The sequence below is a fragment of the uncultured Acetobacterium sp. genome, assembly GCF_927416815.1.
Taxonomy (GTDB): Bacteria; Bacillota; Clostridia; order Eubacteriales; family Eubacteriaceae; genus Acetobacterium.
The window spans coordinates 13,264-37,702 of record NZ_CAKMJU010000031.1 but is presented as its reverse complement, the minus strand read 5'-3'; the positions used below and the strand labels follow the sequence as shown (position 1 = coordinate 37,702).

General features: G+C 43.5%; 22 protein-coding genes. 7 read left to right on the top strand and 15 right to left on the bottom strand.

Annotation, left to right across the window (positions count from 1 at the left end):
• The first annotated feature begins 1 nt into the window (after position 1).
• The 5 genes from QZ998_RS06170 to QZ998_RS06150 are packed head-to-tail and all read left to right on the top strand — an operon-like array spanning position 2 to position 4,877.
• Entirely contained in the window at positions 2–301 is a 300-nt protein-coding gene (locus tag QZ998_RS06170) for a 4Fe-4S binding protein (RefSeq protein ID WP_296558922.1), read from the top strand.
• Positions 294–1,463 (top strand): pyruvate ferredoxin oxidoreductase, encoded by a 1,170-nt coding sequence (gene porA / locus QZ998_RS06165; RefSeq protein WP_296558921.1) that lies wholly within the window; start codon positions 294–296, stop codon positions 1,461–1,463. Before QZ998_RS06170 ends, porA begins: the two co-directional genes overlap by 8 nt.
• Entirely contained in the window at positions 1,456–2,367 is a 912-nt protein-coding gene (locus QZ998_RS06160; RefSeq protein WP_296558920.1) for a thiamine pyrophosphate-dependent enzyme, read from the top strand. The genes porA and QZ998_RS06160 overlap by 8 nt, the downstream gene beginning before the upstream one ends.
• Positions 2,364–3,692 carry a phenylacetate--CoA ligase gene (locus QZ998_RS06155; protein WP_296558919.1) on the top strand — a complete coding sequence of 443 codons (1,329 nt, stop codon included), beginning with the start codon at positions 2,364–2,366 and terminating at the stop codon, positions 3,690–3,692. Before QZ998_RS06160 ends, QZ998_RS06155 begins: the two co-directional genes overlap by 4 nt.
• Before the next feature lie 12 nt (positions 3,693–3,704).
• Positions 3,705–4,877, top strand: a complete 1,173-nt coding sequence (locus tag QZ998_RS06150) for an aminotransferase class I/II-fold pyridoxal phosphate-dependent enzyme (RefSeq protein ID WP_296558918.1) — start codon at positions 3,705–3,707, stop codon at positions 4,875–4,877.
• Between the two features lie 56 nt (positions 4,878–4,933).
• Here the strand turns inward: QZ998_RS06150 and QZ998_RS06145 are convergent, their stop codons facing one another.
• The 3 genes from QZ998_RS06145 to QZ998_RS06135 all read right to left on the bottom strand — a co-directional run bounded on the left by QZ998_RS06145 (position 4,934) and on the right by QZ998_RS06135 (position 7,726).
• On the bottom strand, positions 4,934–5,263 hold the full coding sequence (locus QZ998_RS06145) for a hypothetical protein (protein ID WP_296558917.1): 330 nt from the start codon (positions 5,261–5,263) through the stop codon (positions 4,934–4,936).
• Between the two features lie 142 nt (positions 5,264–5,405).
• Positions 5,406–6,584 (bottom strand): MalY/PatB family protein, encoded by a 1,179-nt coding sequence (locus tag QZ998_RS06140; RefSeq protein WP_296558916.1) that lies wholly within the window; start codon positions 6,582–6,584, stop codon positions 5,406–5,408.
• On the bottom strand, positions 6,581–7,726 hold the full coding sequence (locus tag QZ998_RS06135; RefSeq protein ID WP_296558915.1) for a PLP-dependent aspartate aminotransferase family protein: 1,146 nt from the start codon (positions 7,724–7,726) through the stop codon (positions 6,581–6,583). Before QZ998_RS06135 ends, QZ998_RS06140 begins: the two co-directional genes overlap by 4 nt.
• Positions 7,727–7,960: 234 nt before the next feature.
• Between QZ998_RS06135 and QZ998_RS06130 the strand changes: the two genes are divergently transcribed.
• Together QZ998_RS06130 and QZ998_RS06125 are read left to right on the top strand one after the other, a co-directional pair.
• On the top strand, positions 7,961–9,850 hold the full coding sequence (locus QZ998_RS06130) for a ThiF family adenylyltransferase (protein ID WP_296558914.1): 1,890 nt from the start codon (positions 7,961–7,963) through the stop codon (positions 9,848–9,850).
• Between the two features lie 167 nt (positions 9,851–10,017).
• Positions 10,018–10,347: a DUF2325 domain-containing protein gene (locus tag QZ998_RS06125; RefSeq protein ID WP_296558913.1), complete on the top strand. Its 330-nt coding sequence runs from the start codon at positions 10,018–10,020 to the stop codon at positions 10,345–10,347.
• Positions 10,348–10,451: 104 nt separating this feature from the next.
• Here QZ998_RS06125 and QZ998_RS06120 read toward each other — a convergent pair whose 3' ends face one another.
• The 12 genes from QZ998_RS06120 to QZ998_RS06065 form a co-directional block, all read right to left on the bottom strand.
• The gene (locus QZ998_RS06120) at positions 10,452–11,363 is read right to left on the bottom strand and encodes a cysteine synthase family protein (RefSeq protein WP_296558912.1); all 912 of its coding nucleotides are present in this window, start codon (positions 11,361–11,363) and stop codon (positions 10,452–10,454) included.
• Between the two features lies 1 nt (position 11,364).
• Positions 11,365–12,525 carry a PLP-dependent aspartate aminotransferase family protein gene (locus tag QZ998_RS06115; protein WP_296558911.1) on the bottom strand — a complete coding sequence of 387 codons (1,161 nt, stop codon included), beginning with the start codon at positions 12,523–12,525 and terminating at the stop codon, positions 11,365–11,367.
• An 18-nt stretch (positions 12,526–12,543) separates the two neighbouring features.
• A complete protein-coding gene (locus QZ998_RS06110) occupies positions 12,544–13,584 on the bottom strand; it encodes a uroporphyrinogen decarboxylase family protein (protein ID WP_296558906.1) in 1,041 nt (346 codons plus the stop codon).
• Entirely contained in the window at positions 13,581–14,501 is a 921-nt protein-coding gene (gene metA, locus QZ998_RS06105; RefSeq protein ID WP_296558903.1) for a homoserine O-succinyltransferase, read from the bottom strand. Before metA ends, QZ998_RS06110 begins: the two co-directional genes overlap by 4 nt.
• 165 nt (positions 14,502–14,666) lie before the next feature.
• A complete protein-coding gene (locus QZ998_RS06100) occupies positions 14,667–15,947 on the bottom strand; it encodes an O-acetylhomoserine aminocarboxypropyltransferase/cysteine synthase family protein (protein WP_296558901.1) in 1,281 nt (426 codons plus the stop codon).
• Positions 15,948–16,548: 601 nt separating this feature from the next.
• Complete coding sequence (nifH, locus tag QZ998_RS06095; RefSeq protein ID WP_296558899.1) at positions 16,549–17,400, bottom strand: nitrogenase iron protein; 852 nt, start codon at positions 17,398–17,400, stop codon at positions 16,549–16,551.
• Positions 17,401–17,440: 40 nt separating this feature from the next.
• A complete protein-coding gene (locus QZ998_RS06090) occupies positions 17,441–18,787 on the bottom strand; it encodes a nitrogenase component 1 (RefSeq protein WP_296558897.1) in 1,347 nt (448 codons plus the stop codon).
• 33 nt (positions 18,788–18,820) lie between these two features.
• On the bottom strand, positions 18,821–20,446 hold the full coding sequence (locus tag QZ998_RS06085) for a nitrogenase component 1 (RefSeq protein WP_296558896.1): 1,626 nt from the start codon (positions 20,444–20,446) through the stop codon (positions 18,821–18,823).
• A gap of 38 nt (positions 20,447–20,484) precedes the next feature.
• Complete coding sequence (gene cysK / locus QZ998_RS06080; protein WP_296558895.1) at positions 20,485–21,417, bottom strand: cysteine synthase A; 933 nt, start codon at positions 21,415–21,417, stop codon at positions 20,485–20,487.
• Positions 21,418–21,430: 13 nt separating this feature from the next.
• Positions 21,431–22,354: an ABC transporter permease subunit gene (locus QZ998_RS06075; protein WP_296558893.1), complete on the bottom strand. Its 924-nt coding sequence runs from the start codon at positions 22,352–22,354 to the stop codon at positions 21,431–21,433.
• Positions 22,355–23,161, bottom strand: coding sequence for an ABC transporter ATP-binding protein (locus QZ998_RS06070; protein WP_296558891.1), 807 nt, complete (start codon positions 23,159–23,161; stop codon positions 22,355–22,357).
• A 25-nt stretch (positions 23,162–23,186) separates the two neighbouring features.
• On the bottom strand, positions 23,187–24,257 hold the full coding sequence (locus QZ998_RS06065) for an ABC transporter substrate-binding protein (RefSeq protein ID WP_296558888.1): 1,071 nt from the start codon (positions 24,255–24,257) through the stop codon (positions 23,187–23,189).
• Between the last annotated feature and the right edge of the window lie 182 nt (positions 24,258–24,439).

Genomic DNA, 24,439 nt, shown 5'->3' with positions numbered 1-24,439 from the left:
TATGAGCAAGCCTTATTTACGACCCTATCAAAAACCCCAAAAATTGTCAGATTACCCCTTAGGAACAGCCAGTGAAGCTGGCTATTTGGTCACCAAAAATAGCGGTTGGCGAAACGAACGGCCGATTATAACAGATGAATGTATAAACTGCCTGCAATGTTATCTTTACTGTCCTGATGGCGTTATTTTTAAAACCGAAAGCGGTTTGGATATTGACTATGACTTTTGCAAAGGCTGTGGAATCTGTGAAAGAATCTGTCCCAAACAAGCTATTAAAATGGAGGTAGAAACAAATGACTAAAGCATTTTTATCGGGCAATGATGCCTTTGCCGAAGGGATTAGGCTGGCGCGCCCCCAGGTTATTTCGATTTACCCCATCACCCCCCAGACAACAGTGGTTGAAAGAATCTCTGAAATGGTCGAAGACAGCAGCTTAAAAAGTGAACTCATCCATGTTGAATCAGAACACTCGGCGTTATCATGTGCCATTGGTGCCAGTGCCATGGGCGCCCGCACCTTTACGGCTACCTCCTCGCAGGGCCTGCTATACATGGCCGAATGTCTGCAATATGCCAGCGGCGGTCGATTTCCCATCGTGATGATGAACGCCAACCGCTCCACCGCCTTACCCTGGAATATTTATGGCGACCAGCGGGATTCGCTTTCACAGCTTGATAGCGGCTGGATCCAAGTATATGTGGAGGACGCTCAGGAGAGCCTGGACATGGCTCTGCAAGGTTACCATATTGCTGAGAACCCGCTGGTTTCAACACCAATTATGGTCAATCTGGATGGCTTTGTTCTTACCCATACCTACGAAACCGTGGAAATTCCAAGTCAGACGGATGCTGACCGTTTTTTACCACCCTTCCAAACCGAAAACAAGATGAGCATGGATAACCCGAAAAACCTCGCTTTTAGCGTTGGTCCGGACAATAATATGGAATTTAAATACCTTCAACACAAAGCGATGCAAGATAGCAAACGAATTATCGAAGAAACCGATGCGAAATTCGCCGAAATTTTTGGCCGCGGTTATGGCGGCTTGACCCAGGGTTACCGTATTGACGATGCCGATTATATCCTGCTTACCTTGGGCAGCATCACCGGTCTTTGCCGGGAAGTCGTTGATGAACTGCGTGAGCGCGGCGAAAAGGTCGGCCTACTTAAGCTTCGCTTTTTAAGACCCTTTCCCGATGAAGACCTGGTTGCGGCACTGGGATCGGCCAAAGCCATTGGGGTGTTGGAAAAAGACATTTCCTTTGGTTATGAAGGCACCGTCTATACCAATGTCAACTCGGTTATTGCAAAAAATGGCTTACGTCTAGAAACTTATAATTTCATTGCTGGTCTCGGCGGCCGTGATATTAGCCGGGAAAATATTAAAGCAATGTTTCGCCATCTTCAAAGCGGTGGCCAACATGTTAATTTCATCGGACTGGGGGTGACCATCGATGCGTAATCAAATAACTGCAAAAACGATCACGGACAGTGAATTTTTTTATGGTCATAAGGCCTGCGCCGGTTGCGGCGGCAGTCTGGCCGTGCGGATCGCTCTTAAAGTTCTGGGCGAGGGGGCTATCTCGGTACTGCCAGCCGGCTGTATGTCAGCCGTTGGCTTTAATTATCCGCATTTATGCTTTAGCAATAATTCAATCATTTCCACCTTTGCCGGAACCGCTTCGATGCTAACTGGCGTGGAGGCCGGCGCTCGGGCGGTGGGGATCAAAAATTTCAAAGCGGTCGGTTTGGCCGGCGATGGCGGCACTGCCGATATCGGCATCCAGGCCTTATCCGGGGCCATTGATCGCAACGATGATATTCTCTATATCTGCTACGACAATGAAGCCTACATGAATACCGGCATCCAAAAAAGCGGTTTAACGCCTTTTGGGGCCAAGACCACCACGACCCCAAGCGGTGAAAATATTCACGGTAATCTTCGCCCAAAGAAAAATCTCTTTGAGATTGTGGCTGCCCATGATATTCCCTATGCCGCCACCGCCAGCATTGGCAATCTGAAAGACTTTATGAATAAGATTGAAAAGGCTTCAAAAATAAAGGGGACGGCTTATATCCATGTTGTCGCCCCCTGCCCGATCGGTTGGGGCATCCCCGTTAATGAGACCATTGAAATCTCACAAAAAATGATGGATTGTGGTTTGTGGTACTTGGCTGAATATGAAAATGGCCAGTTTAAGTTAAATAGAAACCCCAGTGAATTTTCATCGATTAAAGATTATCTACTTTCCCAGAGTCGCTTTAAACATTTAGAAGACGCAGATATAAAAATACTGGCCGCACAACGTGATGCTAAATGGACCACAATTCGAAAAAATTGGAACACCGCAGAGGAGGACTTATGAGCGAGAAAAAATATTGGGACGAAAAAATCGAGACCCTGCCACGAGTACAACTAGAAGAATTACAGCGCCGCGAATTAAAGGAAATGCTGACCTTTGCCTACAATAATTCTACTTATTACAAAGAAGCCTTTGACAAAGCCAGACTGAGCCCTGATGATTTTAAGCATCTCGAAGATATTCAAAAATTCCCGTTTACCAATAAGGCTACCCAACGCGAACGGCAGGCTAAAGGCGGTCTTTTAGGTGACATGATTGCCGTCAGTGAAGATGATGTGGTTTTTGTGTCAGCTTCCAGTGGTTCAACCGGGGTACCGACACTCAGCCCCTTTACCAAACAGGATTTTGACGAATGGCAGGATGTCGAGAGCCGTTTGTTTTATGGTGCCGGAATGCGTAAACATGATCGTTATGTTCATGCCCTGAACTTCTCTTTATTCGTGGGTGGGCCGGATGTCATTGGGGCTCAGAATTTGGGGGCCCTTTGTATCTGGGCTGGAACCGTGCCGTCAGAACGGCTGCTTTTTATTTTAAAAGAATTCCAACCGACAATCATCTGGACAACTCCCTCTTATGCCTTGTATCTTGGCGAAACGGCGCTAAAAATGGGCATTGATCCGGCTAAGGATCTGGCCATTCGCACCATTATTGTGGCCGGCGAACCAGGCGGATCGATCGCAACCACCCGGGAGACGATTGAAAAAGCCTGGGGTGCACAGCTGTATGATTTTTTTGGATTATCAGACATCTTTGGTGCCTGTGCCGGCATGTGCCAAGCCAAAGATGGCCTCCACATTGCTGAAGATCATATCTTAGTTGAGGTTCTGGATGTAAAAACCGGCGAGCCGGTAGTCGACGGTGAACGGGGTGAGCTTGTTTACACCACCCTGCGTAAAAAAGCCAGACCGCTGATCCGTTTCAAAACCGGGGATATAGGCTCCGTTAACCGCGAACCCTGCAGTTGCGGTAGAACCCACGCCCGGATCAAAATTCACGGTCGCCTGGATGATATGTTTATTGTCTCTGGGGTAAATATCTTCCCTAGTGATATTGAATTTGTTATTAGAGGAACAGCAGGGATAACTGGTGAATACCTGATTCGTTTGTACGAGCAGAATCACTCGGTCAAATATCGGCTTGAAATCGAAAAATCTAATGATAACGACGAACCGGACGAAATCTTAACAGAGCGGGTTGCCGCTTCACTAAAAACCCGGTTAGGGGTAAAACCCGGTGATGTCACGATCTTAAAAGATGGTGACTTAGAGCGAGCTACCCATAAAGCAAAGCGCTTAATCGATGAACGAACCCTAATCTATGAAATCTAAAGAAGGTGCATGATGAAACCACTTAGTAACCGAACCGCTGACTTTACCGATTCTGTGATCCGACGGATGACCCGAATTTCCAATTCGTATAATGCTGTCAACCTATCCCAGGGATTTCCAGACTTTGATCCACCGAAACCAATCCTTGAAGCCCTGGAAAAAGCCGCCCATCAGGGTCCTCATCAATATTCGATTACCTGCGGAGCGCAAAATTTCCGGGAGGCACTGGCGCAAAAACAATCCCGCTTAATGGGCCGATCAATTAATCCGGAAACCGAAATTGTGGTGACCTGTGGGAGCACTGAGGCGATGATGGCTGCGATGATGACCGTCGCTAATCCCGGTGATAAGGTCATCGTTTTCTCACCTTTCTATGAGAACTATGGAGCAGATACCATTTTATCCGGTGCTATTCCGATTTATGTGCCCCTTCATCCCCCAGAGTTTAACTTTAATACAGATGAATTGGAGGCAGCCTTTAAACAAGATCCCAAAGCACTGATTCTGTGTAACCCTTCCAACCCCACCGGTAAAGTTTTTAACCGCGAAGAACTGACCATTATTGCTGATTTGGCTAAAAAATATGATACCTATGTGATCACCGATGAAGTTTATGAGCATATTGTTTACGCGCCTCATGAGCACATTTATCTGGCCTCTTTGCCTGGTATGTTTGAGCGCACCATTTCATGCAGTTCTTTATCAAAGACCTATTCCATTACCGGCTGGCGTTTAGGCTATATTATCGCACCGGAGCCGATCATCGATGTGGCTAAAAAAGTTCATGATTTTTTAACCGTCGGTGCGGCAGCACCACTCCAGGAAGCTGCCACTGTTGGTTTGCAATTTGGCGATGACTACTACAGCGACCTGAAAAAGACCTACACCAAAAAAAGAGACTTGTTTTTAGCTGGCCTCGATGACATTGGGCTCACCTACAGCAGACCCCAGGGTGCCTATTATGTGATGATTGATATTTCCAAATACAAATCAGATGACGATCTGGCCTTTTGCACCTGGCTGGCTCAGCATGTCGGGGTTGGTGCGGTTCCCGGATCAACTTTTTTTAGGGAAAACGTCAACCATCTAATCCGTCTGCATTTTGCCAAAAAAGAAGATACCCTTTATGAAGCATTGAATCGATTATCAGAAATAAACAAAAAATGGGCAAGCTCTGCCTATTAAACGAATGGGAGCCGCTGTTTTTAAAAACCAGCGGCTCCCATTGTTTAGTCATCTTTTTATTCGTCAAAGTATTGTTGTTTTACATCAAGGCCTTCAACATAAATCATTTCTCCGCCAAATTTTTCTTTTAACTTAAAATGAAGAACCGGTTCAATTACCTTTGTTTTTTTACTGATATTGAGTTTAATATCATCTTGCTCATAGACATCATACAAATCTGCTTGCTCGGGTTTTCCAAAATCAATCTCCGAAACATCAAAAAATGGGCAACATCCTCCACCGGTCAAGATAATATCGAGCTTTAATTCTTTTTTATCCATTTTCTTCATAAACTCTATTACTTCATTATCAACACTAACTGTATACTCAGTATTCATATCAGTCACCCTATCTCCTTAAATATATTTATTTGCTTTATACCCCCTATTAAGTTATAGAAAACATTTATTTTGATAATTGGGTGGATTCTTCGAAAAAAATAATTTTAGGATCCATTTACATTTAACCCCTGTCAACTGATAACACTGTTTAATCCTGATTAAGGATCGCCCGTTCTAACTGCGTCAATGCTTGCTCCAGTATCAATCTTGGGGCGGCAATATTAATTCGTTGAAAGCCTTCCCCACCAGCACCAAACATGGTTCCGGCATCTAGCCATAGTCCGGCTCTGTTAATGATCAAATCTTCTAACGCTTCCTCATTTAATCCCAGTTCGCTAAAATCCAACCAGATCAGATAGGTTCCTTCCGGCTCGATGAGCTTAACCTGGGGGAGATGTTCGTTTAAGAAGTCTCTGATAAAATCTAGATTTTCACCGAGATAGATTTTTAATTCTTCCAGCCATTTTCGGCCTTTTGAATAGGCCGCCATGCAGGCGACAATGCCCATAATATTGATCTCATTATAGCCACCTTTTCGCATTTCTTTTCTAAATTTTGTTCTGATCTCGCGGTTTTCGATAAAAATATTGGAAACCTGAAGCCCAGCCAGATTGAAGGTTTTACTGGGGGCTGTACAGGTAATGGTGCTGCCTAAAAACTCTGCTTTTAAATCTGCAAACACCAGATGTTTATGGCCCGGATAGACAAAATCCTGATGGATCTCATCTGATATGACCGTTACCCCATGTTTGAGGCAAATATCACCCAGGCGAACTAGCTCTTCGCGAGTCCAAACCCGACCAACCGGGTTGTGAGGATTGCAAAGAATAAAAATTTTGACCCCATTATCAATGATCTTATTTTCAAAATCAGCAAAATCAATCGCATATCGACCATTATCATAGACCAGCTGGCTCACAACCAGCTGGCGCTCATTAATGGTGATAGTATCAGCAAAGGGATAGTATACCGGCTGTTGAATAATGATACTATCGCCGACCTCCGTCAGACTGCGGATTGCCGTGGCAATGGCATAAACCACCCCGGGTGTGGTAACTAGCCATTCCGGTTGGATATTCCAGTCAAAGCGGGTTTTAAACCAATCCTTTAACGTAAAAAAATAGTCCTGTCCGCCTTCCGAATAACCAAAGATGCCATGTTTGCTTTTTTCCACCAGAGCCTCCACCACCGGTGCCGGGGTTTTAAAATCCATATCAGCAACCCAGAGTGGCAGCAATCCCTCTGGCTTTCCCCGTCGATGGGCAAAGTCATATTTAATTGAATTCGTGTTATCCCGCTGAACGATCTCATTAAAATTATATTTCAAACTGATTCCCCCTTTATCACCCTGGCTAATTCATTAATTAAATCTTGAACGCCTTCAATACCAACCGATAATCTTAGTAACCGGTTATTGATCCCCCTGGCTTCCCGCTCAGCTTCAGGAATATCCCCATGGGTCTGGAGCATCGGATAGGTAATCAGGGTTTCTACCCCGCCCAGACTTTCGGCATACTGAATCAAGGATACCCCTTCCAAAATCTGTCGGGCTGTTTCCTCACTGTCGACCTCAAAGGAGATCATCCCGCCAAAGCCGGTAGCCTGTCGCCGAGATAATTCGTAACCCGGGTGCGTGGGCAGTCCCACGTAGTGGACAGCTTTAATTTTTTCCTGCTGACTAAGCCACTGGGCAATGACCATTGCATTTTCCTGCTGTTTGTCCATCCGGATCGCCAGGGTTTTTATCCCCCGAATCAGTAACCAACTGTCAAATGGTGATAAACCGGCACCAGTGGTTTTAAAGATAAACCGCAGTTTTTCAGCGATCGTTTCATCATTGGTTACAGCAAAACCAGCAATGGTGTCATTGTGACCGCCTAAATATTTGGTACCACTATGGATAACGATGTCTGCTCCTAATTGCAGGGGCTTTTGAAAATAGGGGGTTAAAAAGGTATTATCCACAATAAAGAGCAACCGATGTTTTTGGGCAATCTTCCCCACCCCAGCCAGATCGGTGACCTGCATCATCGGGTTGGTGGGTGTTTCAATAAACAGCGCTTTTGTATTTGGCCCGATCAAGGCCTCAATTAGAAAAAGATTTGAGGTGTTAACCAGATCAAAGGTGATCCCGTTTTTTACTGCAATATGCTGAAACAGCCGATGTGAACCACCGTAAAGATCATCTGAGGCAATGATATGATCCCCTGGTGAAAAAAGCTCCATTACTGCACTAATAGCCGCCATCCCCGAGGAAAAGGCCAGGGCATCGACCCCATCTTCAAGCTTGACCATAACGTTTTCCAGATGCTCCCGGGTGGGGTTTTGTTGTCTGGTATAGTCATAGCCAGTACTTTCTCCTACCCCCGGGTGGGCAAAGGTTGCGGTTTGAAAAATCGGAACACTAACGGCTCCGGTATTATCATATTTCTTATCGTTTCCATGTATACAAAGGGTACCAAAATCCATATTTTTCTCCATTCTCATACCGAATTCATATCATTTCAATATGTTTAATAAATACTACCTGATTGCCTTTTCTTTGTCAAGACGCTTCTTTCTGTATATTATATCATATCTCCCCGCAACTCAAATCTTTTCTTACTATGATCTATGCTTAATCGGTGCTTAATCTGTTAACTACTCTTGAATTTCATATTAATTCCATGGTATAATTATGTCATCAAAAATTGGAGGTTCGCCATGTACAACGATACTGTACTTGACCATTTTGCCAATCCCCGAAACGTCGGTGATTTCCCCAACCCTGATGGTGTGGGACACGCGGGAAACCCCATCGATGGAGACAAGATTACGATTTATATAAAGGTCGATGACCTGTTGCTTAGCGGTGTCAGATTTAAAACCTTTGGCTGCGGTGCTGCCATTGCTGCCAGCAGTATGCTGACCCAGTTGGCAACCGGAAAAACCTTATCCGAGGCGCTGCTGATTACCAATGATGATGTCGCCGAAGCCCTTGGTGGTCTTCCTCCGGAAAAAATGCTGTGCTCAAATATTGCTGCCGATGCGCTTCATGATGCGATTCGCAATTACATGGAAAGCAGAGAAAAAAGTACTGACTCAGATCATCTTTCAGATGAAATAAACAGCTCCATAAAAGCAGCAGCTCCCGCTTTTACGGCGACGAAAAAAGAACCTGAGAACCTTTCTGATCCGACTCAAATTAAACGTTATTTAAGACACATCATTATGCCGGATATTGGCGGTAGTGGCCAGAAAAAACTTCTGGATACAAAAATTCTCCTTTGTGCTCCAGATCTCAATCGTTGTGATTTTTTGCTTCGTTATCTAACTGCCATAGGGATCGGACACATTGAATGCTATCTGGAAAATGAGACTGAATGGGAATCTGTCTTTGACAGCTTGACAGATCTCAACCCAGATGTCACTTTTCAGTTAGTCAAAGAAATACCGCACAATATTGACTTCAACCTGATTTTTGGTGATACCAGCTTTACTAGTAAAATAACCAAATCATTACTCAAGGCCTCATCCGAAACGTCATTGGTGCCGACAATTATTGCTGTCAGCGAAGCCTGGCAGGGATGCTTTAAATATTGTAACAATTGGGATGCTTTGACACTATTCCAGGAAAACCTAATCCAGAAAGGTTTTCCGACAAGTCCTCAAAATGATTCTAAAATAGAATCGGATTCTCTTGGCAAGCTTTTGAGCGATTGCTTTTTAGGGATACTTATCCCCATTGAGCTGGTTAAAGCAAGTCTCGATTTGGGTGCTTTACAGACTGAAATATTCTATTTTGATTTGATTAAGCTGGTTTTTGATAATTACTTCGCCACCAGTTCTACCTTTTATACCCACTATGACCCAATCCAAAATGAAATAATGGCTAAACTAAAAGAATCCAAGATTTTAACCATCGGTGCCGGAGGGCTGGGCTGTCCGGCCAATCTGGTGCTGGCCAAAGCGGGTATTAAACACCTGACGCTGATTGATTTTGATCAGGTTGAAATCAGTAATCTGAATCGTCAGATCCTCCACACCACGTCTAAAATTGGTTATTTGAAGGTTGAATCCGCCAAGCAGGCACTTGAAGCGCTAAATCCCTTACTTCAAGTACGTACCCATACTGGTGCCTTTTCTGGCGAAAACGCCAGAGAATTGGTTGGCGAGCATGATCTGGTTATTGATGGACTGGACAATTTCCCGACCCGTTATCTGCTTAATGATGCCTGTTACCTGGAAAAAAAACCACTGATCGAAGCCGGTGCGCTAGCTTATTATGGTCAGGTGATGGATATCATTCCCGATGAAGGTCCCTGTTTTCGCTGTCTCTTTCCCGAATCAGAGACCCGAATTGCCGGCAGCTGTTCTGAGACCGGAGTTCTGGGCCCAGTTCCTGGTGTAATCGGCGTACTTGAGGCGGTTGAAGCCATCAAGCGGTTACTCAACCTGTCCCCATCATTAAAAGGCAAACTTTTAATGATTGATACCCTGGAATCATCATTTGATCTATTTAACTTTAAAAAAGATGAAGACTGCCCGCTATGCGGAAAAAACCCCAGCATTCATGAACTTGGAGCATTTTCTTTTGTCTGCGAAGATATCTAGTTTGATCGTTAGCATTTATAAACAGAGCTGAAATTCAGCTCTGTTTTTATATTATCGGATCTGAATATTCAAATAATTGGACGTAAAAGCTTGACCTCCGAAGATAAACATGATATTATATTATACATATATATTTAGTATGTAATAATTTAAAGGAGGTTCGGACTATGGGTATTGTTATTATTGGAGGACATGACCGAATGGTATGCAAATATAAAGAAATATGCAAAAGCTATCAATGTAAGGTAAAGGTTTTTACCCAAATGCCAGCAGATATGAAAAATGTCATTGGCTGTCCGGATCTGCTGGTTTTATTTACCAATACTGTTTCGCACAAGATGATTCACAGTGCGCTTAAGAGTGGCACAAAAACTGGCGCAAAAATTGTTCGTTCTCATAGCAGTAGCGCCTGTGCACTCCATAAAATTCTGGATGACTATTGTTCCCGAACAACCTGTCACGGATGCCCCAATCATTTAAATCAACCCGTTTCATAGACTCGGGTCTCTAATACTTAGAAATGCTAAAAAGCTTCAGTTAATGCCAATTAACTGAAGCTTTTTATTTGTATCAATGTCCATGCGCCGTTATTTTGCTTTGTTTAATCGTATAGATTTTTACTGAAATAACGGTCGCCCCGATCGGGAAAAATAGTGACAATATTTCCCTGGTCAATTTTCTCAGCTATTTTGAGTGCGCCATAAAGAGCTGCACCAGATGAGGTTCCGGCGATGATTCCTTCTTTTTGGGCCAACAATTTTGCCAACTCAAAGGCATTTTTGTCATCTACCTTGATCACCTCATCTACCAGGCTCATATCCATGGTATTGGCAATAAAGTCATTGCCAATACCTTCGATATCATAGCAGCCTGCTGTTCCCCCACCCATAATCGATCCTATCGGATCGGTCAGAACCCCTTTGAGATGTGGGTTTTTCTCTTTTAAATAGCGCACAACGCCAGAATAGGTTCCACCGCTGCCAGCACCGGCCACCAGGTAGTCAATATTTCCATCAAGATCGGCATAAATTTCCGGTCCGGTTGTTTGATAATGAATGGCTGGATTTGAGGGATTGTCAAACTGCTGTAGCGAGATGGCATTGGGAATGGTTTTAAGTAATTCCTGGGCTTTCGCTGTTGCGCCCAGCATTCCCAAATCTCTTGGAGTATTAACAATTTCTCCGCCATAGGCTCGCATCAGGGTCTGTTTTTCCACCGAAAATTTAGTTGGTACCACAAAGATCACCCGGTATCCCCGATTAATGGCGGCCAGTGCCACTCCCAAACCGGTGTTTCCAGCGGTTCCTTCGATAATCGTCCCACCCGGCTTTAGCAAACCCGATTTTTCAGCATCTTCAATCATCGAAAGGCCAATTCGATCTTTGACACTGCCGCCGGGGTTCCACAGTTCCAGCTTGGCGAAAATATTAACCTGGTCTTTTACCTGAAACTGATTGAGCTTAATCATCGGCGTATTGCCAATCAATTCTCTGATATCATTATAATAAGCCATATTATGCCTCTAAACTCTTTTCAAATGCTTGTTCTAAATCCGCTAAGATATCATTTTTATCTTCAATCCCCACCGAAATGCGGATCAGGTTTTCAACGATTCCTACTTTTTGTCGTATTTCATAGGGAATGGAAGCATGGGTCATACTGGATGGATGACAAATAAGTGACTCTACCCCACCCAAACTTTCTGCTAGGGTAATCAGCTCAAGAGATTCGACAAATTTATTAAGGTTATATTGTTCATCCAGCTCAAAAGAGAACATTCCCCCGGGACCGTCAGCCTGACCTTTGTTGATCTCGTAGCCCTGACTGTCCGGCAAGCCGGGATAGTAAATCGCTTTGACCCCGGGATTGCTTTTTAGCGCCTCAGTAATAAATGTTGCATTTTCAATGTGACGATCCATTCGAACCCCCAGGGTTTTAATTCCCCGGATTAGCAGGAATGAATCAAAGGGCTGTAATACGCCACCGGTGGCATTCTGAATAAACCAGAGTCGTTCCGCTAGCTCTTTGCTGTTGACAACGGCTAAACCGGCGATTAGATCACTGTGACCACCCAGGTATTTTGTAGCACTGTGAACGACAATGTCAACACCTAGTGAGATCGGTCTTTGGAGGTAGGGCGTCATAAAGGTATTATCAACAATACTTAAAACTCCGTGTTTTCTGGCAATTTCTGCCACTGCTTTAATGTCGGTAATGGTTAGAATCGGATTGGCCGGGCTTTCGATAAAAATAGCTTTCACATCGTCTGTCAGACTTTCCTCCAGAAGCTTGAGATCAGATGTCTCTACAATTTCATAGGTCAGACCAAAGTTATTGAAGACCTTGTCGAGCACCCGAAAGGTACCGCCATAAACATTGCTGGAAATAATTACCTTGTCCCCGGTTTTAAAAAGACTGAGCACCGCAGTGGTCGCTGCCATACCCGAAGCAAAGGCAAACCCGGCGATTCCGCCTTCCAATTCCGTAATCAGTGCTTCCAGGGCTTCCCGGGTCGGATTTCCGGATCGGGAATACTCATAGCCGCGGTCTTTACCCAGGCCATCCTGTTTATAAGTGGAGGTCTGAAAAATGGGAACATTCACTGCTCCAGTTTTTTCATCCCCATCAATACCACCGTGAATTAACTGTGAATTTAAATTGCTGTACTTACTCATGCTATGCTCCTTCAAAATTTATATTATTTCTTCAATATCAAAATGATGTGCCGTATTAATCATCGTCTGAACATTCTCCAATTTTGTTTTGGGGGCAATGTCACAACCCGGTATTAAGACAAAACCCGGTGCTCCACCATTTCTGATACAGGCAAGTGACTCCGCTTCAATTTCTAAGGTTGTGCCTTCCAGTAAAACGCTGATGGGATCCAATTGTCCGCCAAAAGCAACCTTACCCGAAAGTTTTTCTCTAGCAGTGTTCAAATCAACCTTGTAATCCATTGAAAAAAGATTTGTCTCTGACTCTGTAATTAAATCCAGAATCTTGGTCGTATTTCCGCAAATGTGCAGCGATTTTGTGTTAATCCGCCTGGCAATTGACTGGTTGGCAGATTTAATTCGTGGAAAAGACAACTCTTTAAACAATTTAGCTGAAATGACATCCCCTGATGAGAGGGGTTCTGCCTGATTGACCATTTCGACTCCGGCATCTATGAACAAATTCCAATATTTTAAGAGGAGTCTCTCCGTAAATTCCATGATATGAGCAAGTCCAGATTTATCTTTAATGGCTATCTTCATCATGTTATCCATTCCCAAAAGCTGCCCTGCCATCGTGAATGCACCCCACTGACTGACTGCCACAAGATACTCTGCGCCGATTCGTTCGGTCACGAGACTTGCTGTTTTTAAAAGATTAGCGATCTCTCGGGAGTTTTCCAGGTCTTCAACCCTCAGCCGATCAACATCCTCAGGTCGCGTGATCAGCGGTTCATCAACGGTTGATGCCTCTCCCAGCAGATTAAAGGTACATTTTCCGCCAATAGCTTTTACAACGACATTGCTGCAATCAGCACCAACCCAGACAACATCCGACTCAACTTTACGGTTATCACCAATGATGGTTTCAGCAATCTTTTCCGGGGCATCCTCCAAGACGTTCTGAAGGGTTAGTCCATTGCGATAATCTGTCCAAACCCCGCTTGAAAGAATCATAACCGGAAGTCTGGGGGTCTTTTTTAATGCAATTCCCGAAAGTATTATCTCTTTATGTGTCAAGAACTCAACTCCTTTAAGTAGTAGGGTGTTTGCTGATAAACGTAGTAATTCAACCAGTTTGTAAAAAGCAGGGTTGCATGACTACTCCAACTGGTTTGATCTGACAAACGGATCTCACCCTTAAGTTTATAATTTTTGGGAAGCTCAGGCTTTAATCCCTGTAAATAATCTCGAATGTATTCATTCTTTAAGGTTACCCGGTCAAACTCACAGTGCCCGGTAACAAACAATTGCCGATTGTTAGTACCTGAAACCAGATAAACACCAGCTTCTGGAGATTCCGCCAGCAATTCCAGTTCTGGCACCGCTAACACATCATCCCGAGAGATCGCCGTATAACGTGAGTGCGGAGCAAAAAAAACATCATCAAATCCTCTAACGATAGGATGTCGTCGATTATTGCCAAGGTGCGAATATACCCCGGACACCTTGGCCTGCAGGGCTGCTTTTTGCACCCCATAATAATAATATAGTGCCGCTTGAGCTCCCCAGCAGATATATAAGGAAGAAAATACGTGGGACTTGGTCCACTCCATTATCCGGCATAAATCCTGCCAATAATCCACGTCTTCAAATTCATTTTGTTCAACCGGGGCTCCGGTTATAATGACGCCATCATAGTGTTTTTCTTTGATTTCATCAAAGGTCTGATAAAACTGCTTGAAATGATTTAATGAACTCTCCTGGCTTGTGTAATTGGAAATCTTTAAAAATTCAACATTTAACTGTAGGGCAGTATTACTCAGTAACCGCAATAATTGGGTTTCAGTCGCAATCACCGTTGGCATTAAGTTAACAATCAGTATTTGCAGTGTTCGTATATCCTGGCGTTTTGCCCGGTTTTCAGACATAATGAAGATATTTTCATTGGCAAGGGTCTCAATGGCAGGCAAACCTTCTTTTACACAGATTGGCATAGTGACACCTCTAATTCATAGTGTTTTAAATAAATTTTTGACTGAGTTTAAAATGATTCGTGGAAATCTGATCAGCCCGAAAAGAAAACATCTGCTGCTTTGCCACTAACAGCAGATGTCTTGCTTAGTATCTTGACTATTTTAAGGGGAAAATACTATAGTGCCTTATAGTGCTTTTTCCAGAGCTTGTTCGATATCGTAAATCAAATCATCAACATCCTCAACCCCAATTGACAAACGGATCACATCCGGGGCGAATCCAACTGCTGCCTGTTCTTCCGGACTTAACTGCTGGTGTGTTGTGGACGCCGGATGAATAACAAGGGATTTCGCATCCGCAACATTTGCAAGTAGCGAGAAGATTTCAAGGCTGTCAATGAACTTTTTGGCCTGATCAATGGTACCATCAATGGAAAATGTAAAGATGGAACCGGCTCCCAATGGCAGATATTTTTGACCCAGCTCGTAATACTTATTGGACTTGAGTCCCGGATAATTTACTTTTTTGACTTTGGAATGATTTTCAAGGAATTCCACAATTTTTTTGGTATTATCAACGTGCTTTTGCACTCTTAATGATAAAGACTCCAGCCCCTGCAAAAACAGGAAGGAATTAAATGGCGATAATGAGGCTCCGGTATCTCTTAATAATTGGGCTCGTATCTTTACCGCATAAGCAATCGGTCCTAAATCAGAAAATTTTATACCATTGTAGCTTTTGTCCGGGGTGGTGAAATCCGGGAATTTTCCGCTGGTCCAGTCAAAGTTACCGCCATCAACAATAATTCCGCCGATGGATGTTCCGTGACCGCCGATGAACTTGGTGGCAGAATGCACGACGACGTTAGCACCATGCTCCAGTGGCTTGAATAAGTATGGGGTTGCAAAGGTATTATCAACGATTAACGGAATTTTATTTTCAGCCGCGATTTTTCCGACTGCATCAAAATCGATGACGTTGATGCCGGGATTTCCGAGAGTTTCAATAAACAGTGCTTTAGTTTTATCGGTGATAGCTTTTCTGAAATTTTCCGGATCATCAGGATCGACAAAGATTGTATTGATGCCAAACTTAGGCAGAGTTTCGGCAAAAAGATGATAGGTTCCGCCATAAAGGGTACTGGCTGATACAATCTCATCCCCAGCTCGGGCAATGTTTTGAATGGCATAGGTAATGGCAGCGGCGCCAGATGCTGTCGCCAGACCGGCTGAACCACCTTCTAATGCCGCTACCCGCTGCTCAAATGCATCGGTGGTGGGGTTTGTCAACCGACTGTAGATATTACCAGCATCCGTTAATGCAAATCGACCTTCGGCCTGGGTAGTGTCTTTAAATACATAGGAAGTTGTCTGATAAATAGGAACAGCTCTTGCTCCAGTTACTGGGTCTGGGGTCTGTCCGGCGTGGACCTGTAAAGTATCGAATCCTAATTTTCTTTCACTCACGTTTGTCAACCTCTCATTTCTTTCTGATGTTTTTTGATCTCGATTATTTAATTCTCTTGTTTGTTCACTTTTTTCTTCTTTATTTTTGTCGAATATTCTTTTGAAAAAATTCTGCTTTGAAGTACTCAATGATGCAACCCCTTTCTCAAGAAATATTCAATTGTCACTTAGCAAGAATGACAAATGCAATATCTCATCATGCCTAACAATAGTTCCGATAGTCCGTTCTACTGCAACACATGCAAAAGTGTCTCTCATCTAAAGTGCATAATTCATTGTTCATCATATTGCTTGCCTCCTAAAAATAAATATTACATATATTTCCTATATGTTTGATATGAAACAAATATAACGTAATTTTTCCTGTTTGTCAATCAGTTTTTTTATTTTTCTAATAAATAATTCCGATCGGATTGATCGAGAACCATTTGATCATGACTGCTGATGATAATGCTTCTCCCGTTTTGCGCTTCTTTGCGTAATTGATCAATGACTCTTTTGGGATTTCACTTTTAATATCAAAAACGCCTGGAAATCAGCGTTAAGAAATTTACTTTCCACCAGATGATTTCCTGGCTGCTCCTAAATTTTCAAACGCTCACTAAATTTTATAATCTTCTACTGCATCCATCAGTCCAAATTCAAAGAGTATTTCTTCGAGCCGATCGGTTGACATCGGTTTTGGAATCACAAAATTTTCGTTTTCCTCGATTTTTTTCGCAAGATCCCGGTACTCGCCGGCCTGCTTAGATTCCGGAGCAAAATCGATTACTGTTTTCTTTCTAATTTCTGCGTGCTGGACAATATTATCCCGTGGCACAAAATGAATCAACTGAGTGCCAAGTTCTGCTGAAAAAGCCCGTAATAATTCGTATTCCCGATCCACGTTGCGGCTGTTACAAATAATGCCGCCCAGTCTGACCTTCCCTTTGGTAGCGAATTTTTGAATGCCTTTAGCAATATTATTGGCTGCATATAAGGCCATCATTTCACCACTTCCGACAATGTAAATTTCTCGAGCCTTGCCCTCCCGGATGGGCATCGCAAAACCACCGCAAACCACATCGCCAAGGACATCATAAAAGACATAGTCTAGATCTTCATCATATGCGCCCAATCTTTCCAGTAAACCAATCGACGTAATAATGCCACGGCCAGCACAGCCAACCCCTGGTTCCGGGCCACCAGATTCTACACAGCGAATACCCCGGTATCCGTCTCTGACGATATGTTCAAGATCAATCTCTTCACCTGTTTCACGGAGGGTATCCAGAACCGTTTTCTGAGCCAGTCCGCCCAGTAGTAAGCGGGTGGAATCTGCTTTGGGATCGCAGCCAACAATCATGACGCCTTTTCCGTTTTCGGCCAGCCCGGCGGTCAAATTCTGAGTGGTCGTTGACTTACCGATACCACCCTTTCCATAAATTGCAATTTGTCTAATTTTTTTTGTCATTATATTTCCTTTCAACTGATCAATCGATTATTTTTAGTGCTTAGCCCCGAACCGTTTCGGAGTAAATTTTTTCAAGCAGGGTCAGGGCACCGTGATACCCAACGTAGGTACGGTTGATCACCACTTCCGAAACAATCGGTGTACTGATGGGGATGAGTAAACCCTTGATTTCTTTTGCCACATCGGACTCCCAGGACGACCCTAGGATCAGTGGGACACTTGATCCGTAATCAACATTTCTAACTTTTTCTTCAATTACATAACCATCTTCGATAAATTCCACATCCAACGGAAATTCATCTGAAATGTCGTGAAAAAGTTTCTGAATGTTCTGTCGATGTTTTTCGGGGGTATTATCGGTAATGATTTGTTTGGTGGGAATCAGACCAATCTGATCGGTCAGAAACTTTGTAATGGCTAGATTGTAGGCGGCATCACCAACGGTCACAAATCTTGCCGGTAACCCAAACCAGTATTCTGAAAAAAACTCTGAAAAATGTTCCAGAAAATAATAATACCGTTCCGCTTCGGTGCTGATAAACGCTTCCGCTTTTTTATTGTCAATCCCGGCAAAGTCCACCAGCTCCCGGATAAACTCAGTTGTTGCTTCTTCGCCGATCGGGATGACCGGAACATGCAAAAAGGGCTGCTTGTATTTGGTCTCCAGATGTTTTGCTATTTCCAGACCAACCCAGGGTGAAACCACCAGATTAAACTGCGCTTTCGGTACCTCTTTCCATTCACTGACACCACCCGACTCGGAGCCGAAGAGCACATTGACCTTGAATCCGGCGCCTTCTAAAACCCGTTTTAATTCGATACTGTCACCCCGCCAGTTGGCGTGGTAATAGGGAACGTCAAACCAGAGATTGATCAGGCCTTTTTTCTTTCGCCCCTTATATTCACCGACATACTGGTCAATGATGGCTTTAACGACATTTTCATGACCAGTAAGATTGTTACCTTTAAATCCAGCAGCCTCTGCATGAACCACCGGATAACCCTTTTCCTGATACTCTTTGACAATAGCACCCACGTCATCGCCAATCAATTCAATTGAGCAACCGGTGAGAACCACGTAAATATCACCATCCATAATTTTCAAGGATGATTTGATTAAATCATCCAGTTTTTTGTGCCCCCCAAAGACAATTTCATTTTCTCCCACGTTGGTACTTGGGAGAGCACCGCCACCACTGTATCCGGCACCTTGAAAACCGTTTGAGAACGAAAGCATAAAATACTGTTTATCCGCACAACCCGGCCCGCAATTAGCGATTGGGATACCTCTCGGAATGGCGGCCACCGTATTAATTGCGCCAATAGCACAGCCATAACGGGGATGGACAATGGTATTGCTTTTTTTTGTTTGATTAACTTCTGTCATCTTTTTTCCTTTCAAAGCTTGTTTGATTCACAACTATGCACTCTTTATAATCGGCGTCTCTGGTGAAGCATCTTCCGTCAGACTTTCAAGTAGCTGCGGTTCTGCTACCTCATCCAGAATCCCGGGGTTTCTGGCCAGAATAAAGGGATCTTTCTGGCTGAGCCACCAGTCGGTATAAGGCAGTTTGACATGTCGTTTTAACACCTGCCCAAATTTTTTACGGGCCAATATCTCAATTAATGCCTCTCCCACCCGGATGATCCCGTCATATCCGACCGGGAAATGTTCGTCTCCCATGGCAAACGCCGGTATCCCAATTTTAGCAGCCAGCGGTGCCAGTCCATTGTGGCGGATAATGATAAAATCAGGATTTACCCGATTCAGTAGATTATAAAACTGAAATTGTTGGGTTTTGCTGACTGTAAAATGATCGATATTCCCATAGGTATCGACCAGCTCCTTTAAGGTATCCTGTTCTGACTTGCCACTGTCATAAACCGGATCATGATGAAAAACAATGGAGCCGTCTACTTCAATGCCCAATTCTCTGATCACCGAGATCATCCCATGAGCATAGGACGAGCCGGTGGCCACAAACCCCTTGATCCCGCTGAGTTTCTTACGTAACGCTTCTATTTTTGGTAACACCCGCTCATGCTCGGCTTTTATATACTCTTCAATGATGTCTTCTTTGCCCATAATTTTTGCGATGGAACGCAACCAATCATCAGTGCCTTTAAAACCATATGGTTGTCCGGCATCTACCTGGGGTACCCCATACTCATTTTCCAGCGCGGTGGCCATATAAGATCCCAAGGTATGACAAAATGTGGCCGTTACGGCGGCCTCGGAGGCCTGGGCTAATTCGTCAAAACTGGCCATATCAATCATATAATTCACCCGCAGTCCCAGCGGTTTAAGAATTTCGGTAAAATAATCGGTTCCCCATAGCGCAATAATATTAATTAAATCCTCCTGCTTTTGAGGATGCTTATTGACGATCTGACGCATAATCCCATGCTGGGAAATATCAAAACCGGTACTCCAGTGCTTGCTTCTAAAACCTTCGCAAAACAGTGGAATAATTGGAATTTCCAATTCCTCTTCCATTTCCTGGGCAACGCTTTCAATATCTTCCCCAATAATTGCGGTCGAGCAAGACATCGAAATAAAGATTGCTTTGGGACTAAAACGGTTATGGGCATCCAAAATGGTTTGTCTAAGCTTGTCACTAGCGCCAAAAACCATATCATTTTCCAGCAGATTAGTGCTAAAAATCTGGATATTCTCAATTTTTTTACCACGCCGGGCCAATCCCATCTTATAACCGAGATTAAAGCGCGCATGAATTGCCGAGCAGCCTATTGGCGAATGCTCGATCAAAATACAGTCGGGGATATTCCCCACCTGGCACCCAACGATGGAGTGGGTACACATGGTCTGCTGATTAAAAGGCATGTTCAATTCGCATAAGCGACAGCCTTTTTCCTTTTTTCCGGAACAACCTTCCAGACTTTTTCGTTTGTCCCGACTTCTTAACTCATATCTGGAATTATCAACCAGTTCTTCAGCGCTGCCATCCCATGAAATGATGGAACCTAAACGCATCTCCCGGTTTTCAACGTCAACCAGACTTAGATCTATTTCTCTTTTAGCCATTGATTTCTCCTTCTTGCTAATGAATCTTTTATCTTATATCATTCCCTGAAAAGCGGTGTGGAAAGATAGCGTTCCCCACTATCAGGAAGGATAACCACAATTTTTTTACCCGCATTTTCAGGTCTTTTTCCCGCTTCGATCGCTGCCCAAAGAGCCGCCCCGGAGGAGATTCCCACTAGGATCCCTTCAAGTTTTGCCAGCTGATTACTGGTCTCAAAAGCATTTTTATTTGAAACCGCAATGACCTCGTTATAAATGCCCGTATTGAGAATATCCGGCACAAATCCAGCTCCTAAACCTTGAATCTGATGGCTGCCACTTTCACCCATTGATAATACCGGTGATCCCTCCGGCTCCACCGCAATGATCTGAATATCCGATTTTTTAGATTTCAGATAAGCACCTGCACCTGAAATCGTTCCGCCGGTTCCGACCCCGGAAATCAGAATATCGACTTTTCCGTCAGTATCGGCCCAGATTTCTGGACCGGTATGCTGGAGGTGAGCCTCAGGATTAGCCGGATTAACGAATTGACCCAGAATAATTGAATTCTCGATACCAAGATTTAATTCATTGGCTTTTAAAATAGCACCGCGCATTCCCTGGGTACCATCGGTCAAAACCACTTCAGCGCCGTAAGCCTTTAATAAATTTCTTCTTTCCAGACTCATGGTTTCCGGCATCGTCAGAATAATATGATAGCCCTTGGCAGCTGCCACCGAGGCCAGTCCGATGCCCGTGTTTCCACTGGTTGGCTCAATAATCGTGGTGCCCTTTTTTAATATCCCCTTTTCTTCGGCGTCTTCGATCATCGATTTAGCGATCCGGTCTTTAACGCTTCCGGCCGGATTGAGGTACTCCAGTTTGCCGATAATTGACGCCCTTGATGCCGTTTCCTGTTCGATCCTTTTTAATTGAACCAGCGGTGTATTTCCAATAAGATCGATAATGCCTGATTTAATATTTGCCATTTCTCCTCCTCGTTTATTGTCGCCAGCGAAGCAGATAGCTTTGCAGTAAATTAAAGAAATACGTCAGTATACTGACAACAACTCCCAGTACAATGATTCCAACAACTATTCTCGTGAAATCGCCAAAGTCCGAATAATACTTAATATAATAGCCCATGCCGGTCTTACCACCGATCATTTCAGCTGAAGTCAGCAAGATAAAGGAGATTCCCAACCCCTGACTACAGCCCATTAAAATTTCCGGCAAGGCTGCCGGCAACATGACATGAAAAAGCATCGAGAGTTTACCCACATTCAGCGTCTTTGCTGAATCAAGAATTTTCTTTTCGATGTTGAAAACACCAGCCATGGTTGCGCCCAGAATGGGCCAGAAAGAAGCGGCAAAAATAACAAAAACAGATGCATCACGAAAAGCCGGTAGTAGAGCAATGGCATAAGGAATATAAACGATGGGTGGGATGGAACCAAAAAACTTGGAAACATACAGAAATGAATTACCAAATCGGATGTGCCATCCTGCTGCCAGTCCCAGAGGAATGGCAGTTACAAGTGCCAGCAGGTATCCCTGAATAATGATGAAAATTGAGCTTTGTATACCCTCCAAAATTTTCGGTAAATCTGCTATAAACTGCTCAATGACAATTCCCGGTGCGGGAAACAATAGCTCATTGAGGATTGCTGATTTTGAAGTCAGCAATTGCCAGATGATAATAAGCAGATATAAAATTGCGATGATATCCTGAATGGTCTCCATTTTTTCTTCTTTCTTATTTAAAAATGAAAGTAGAAGATAGATAACCTGGATGCCAATAACAAAAATAATTATATTAATTTCATAGGTTTCTTTGCTGTACTGCTCCGGTAAGAGCTGAATCAGAAGAAAAACGATAAAAAGCAGATTTGTAATGTTAAGCTGTTTTTTTAATTTGTCTTTCATTTACAACGCCACTTCCTCTCCACCGATTTTCTCAGATATGTCATTAAAAAAAGTTGCCAGTAGTTCTTTTCTGAAATTTAAGTATTTTTTTGATTCCAGCAGATGACTGCCGGTACGTGGCCGGGGAAAGTCAATCGGGATTTCTTTTTTGATCCGTCCAGGATTTGATGTCATCATAATAATTCGATCCGAAAGCAGAATGGCCTCGTCAATATCATGGGTTACGAATACTACCGTTTTTTTCTCTTCACTGTTTTCCCATAGCTCCAGAAGCAATTCCTGGAGAATCTTTCTGTTTTTAGCATCCACTGCACCAAAGGGCTCGTCCATCAGAAGGATCGAGGGGCTCATCGCAAGTGCCCTTACGATGGCCGCCCGTTGTTGCATTCCCCCTGAAAGCTGAAGCGGATACTTGTTCTCAAATCCGCTTAAGCCAACTTTCTCGAGGTAATCATCTGCAATAGCTGTCAGCTCTTGATTGGTCAATTTCTTATTGACTTGTTTGATCCCGTAAATCACATTTCCCCGGGTTGTCATCCATGGAAAAAGTGAGTAATGCTGAAAAACTACTGCCCGATCTTCTCCGGTCCCTGTTATTTCCTGTCCATCAATGGTAATCACTCCCTGAGTCGGAAAGTTCAGACCCTCCAGAAGACTGAGCAACGAACTTTTCCCGCATCCGCTTGCTCCGATGATGCTGACAAATTCACCCGCTTTGACTGAAAATGATACATCATCCAAGGCCGTAAAAACACTCTTTCGTTCGGCGTAGTTAAGGGTGACGTTTTTTAATTCAATTTTACTCATATTTTCACCTGTTTATGATTCACTATTAATCATTCGCCTGTTTATGATACTCGACCAGACTTTGGTATGTTTTATCATTGGGGAACTCTTTAACAATCGAATCCAGCGCTTCTTTATACAACTCCGTGTTAATTCCTGATTCCAGATCAAAGGCTTTAACATAGTTCAGATTTACCATTGCGTCATAGAATGCCAAGGTCGCCCCTTTATCGGGATCTGGATTTGAGCTGATAAATTTTCCATAAGTTTCCTGTTTTAAGATTTCCTTATCGATATCGACATAATTCGCAATAATCTCGACGGTTTCATCGGGGTTTTCCTGGTAGAATTTATAGGCTTTGATGAGTGCTCGCAAGAATCCGACATAGGTATCCGGGTTGGCTTTCAGCTCTTCGGTGAGAGCCACCTGCCGGCAGCAAGGATGGTTTTCAAACCCGGCTACTTCGCCGCTATAAGAAAGGATGGTGTAACCTTCGTTTTCGGCCAGTTTTCTAAATGGTGTAAACAAAATCGCACCGTCGATTTCATCATTCTTCAAGGCTGCAAAAGCGGCCGATCCACTTTCTGCGGACACCAGCTCAACATCTTTTTCTGGATCAAGCCCCACATTGATTAAGCCTTGTCTGAAGACAACATCTGCCGTACCACCAAAGGTATCCGCAATCCGCTTTCCTTTTAATGCTGTCAAATCGGCTTTGTCTCCCAATCCAGCGACAACTTCATTTTTAACCACCAAAGCATGGCCTTCTGTCATGGCTCCCCCAAAAATGGTTACCTCATGACCCTGGCTCTCGTATAGAATTGAGTTTGTCGATCCCAAGGCACCAGCCTGTAGTTTTTTCTGTTCCATGGCGGTCAGCATGCTGTTGTTTTCAGAAAAGAGTACCAGTTCAGAGTTGAGTCCTTCTTCTTCAAAATAACCCTTATCTTGTGCTACAAAATAGAGCAAGTGCCCGGTAGACGGTAAATAACCGATCTTAAAATCAACCAGCTCTTTGGCTTGATTGGTGCCGCTTGAACAACCGGCTGTTGTTACTAAAACCGTCAAACCTACCAATAACCCAACCCATCTTTTCCATAATTTCATTTTTTTCATAACTTTTCCTCTCATTATTTAAGTTTTTCACTTCTTAGGCTATATAAATATTTTTCTCCAATCAAATTGACTAACAATCAAACACGCCCATTGGCATATAACGATAAATTTTTACTTTTGAATTCCCAGATTTCAGTATTTTCAACGCAACCTTCCTTTCTGCTTTTTTTTTGTGAAATTAA

Coding starts and splice junctions, on each gene's coding strand:
- nifH (WP_296558899.1), bottom strand. CDS start 17,400: ATGACAAAAAAAATTAGACAAATTGCAATTTATGGAAAGGGTGGTATC.
- QZ998_RS06155 (WP_296558919.1), top strand. CDS start 2,364: ATGAGCGAGAAAAAATATTGGGACGAAAAAATCGAGACCCTGCCACGA.
- QZ998_RS06150 (WP_296558918.1), top strand. CDS start 3,705: ATGAAACCACTTAGTAACCGAACCGCTGACTTTACCGATTCTGTGATC.
- QZ998_RS06115 (WP_296558911.1), bottom strand. CDS start 12,525: ATGAGTAAGTACAGCAATTTAAATTCACAGTTAATTCACGGTGGTATT.
- metA (WP_296558903.1), bottom strand. CDS start 14,501: ATGCCAATCTGTGTAAAAGAAGGTTTGCCTGCCATTGAGACCCTTGCC.
- QZ998_RS06090 (WP_296558897.1), bottom strand. CDS start 18,787: ATGACAGAAGTTAATCAAACAAAAAAAAGCAATACCATTGTCCATCCC.
- QZ998_RS06070 (WP_296558891.1), bottom strand. CDS start 23,161: ATGAGTAAAATTGAATTAAAAAACGTCACCCTTAACTACGCCGAACGA.
- QZ998_RS06125 (WP_296558913.1), top strand. CDS start 10,018: ATGGGTATTGTTATTATTGGAGGACATGACCGAATGGTATGCAAATAT.
- QZ998_RS06135 (WP_296558915.1), bottom strand. CDS start 7,726: ATGGATTTTGGTACCCTTTGTATACATGGAAACGATAAGAAATATGAT.
- QZ998_RS06160 (WP_296558920.1), top strand. CDS start 1,456: ATGCGTAATCAAATAACTGCAAAAACGATCACGGACAGTGAATTTTTT.
- QZ998_RS06075 (WP_296558893.1), bottom strand. CDS start 22,354: ATGAAAGACAAATTAAAAAAACAGCTTAACATTACAAATCTGCTTTTT.
- QZ998_RS06130 (WP_296558914.1), top strand. CDS start 7,961: ATGTACAACGATACTGTACTTGACCATTTTGCCAATCCCCGAAACGTC.
- QZ998_RS06170 (WP_296558922.1), top strand. CDS start 2: ATGAGCAAGCCTTATTTACGACCCTATCAAAAACCCCAAAAATTGTCA.
- QZ998_RS06120 (WP_296558912.1), bottom strand. CDS start 11,363: ATGGCTTATTATAATGATATCAGAGAATTGATTGGCAATACGCCGATG.
- cysK (WP_296558895.1), bottom strand. CDS start 21,417: ATGGCAAATATTAAATCAGGCATTATCGATCTTATTGGAAATACACCG.
- porA (WP_296558921.1), top strand. CDS start 294: ATGACTAAAGCATTTTTATCGGGCAATGATGCCTTTGCCGAAGGGATT.
- QZ998_RS06085 (WP_296558896.1), bottom strand. CDS start 20,446: ATGGCTAAAAGAGAAATAGATCTAAGTCTGGTTGACGTTGAAAACCGG.
- QZ998_RS06065 (WP_296558888.1), bottom strand. CDS start 24,257: ATGAAAAAAATGAAATTATGGAAAAGATGGGTTGGGTTATTGGTAGGT.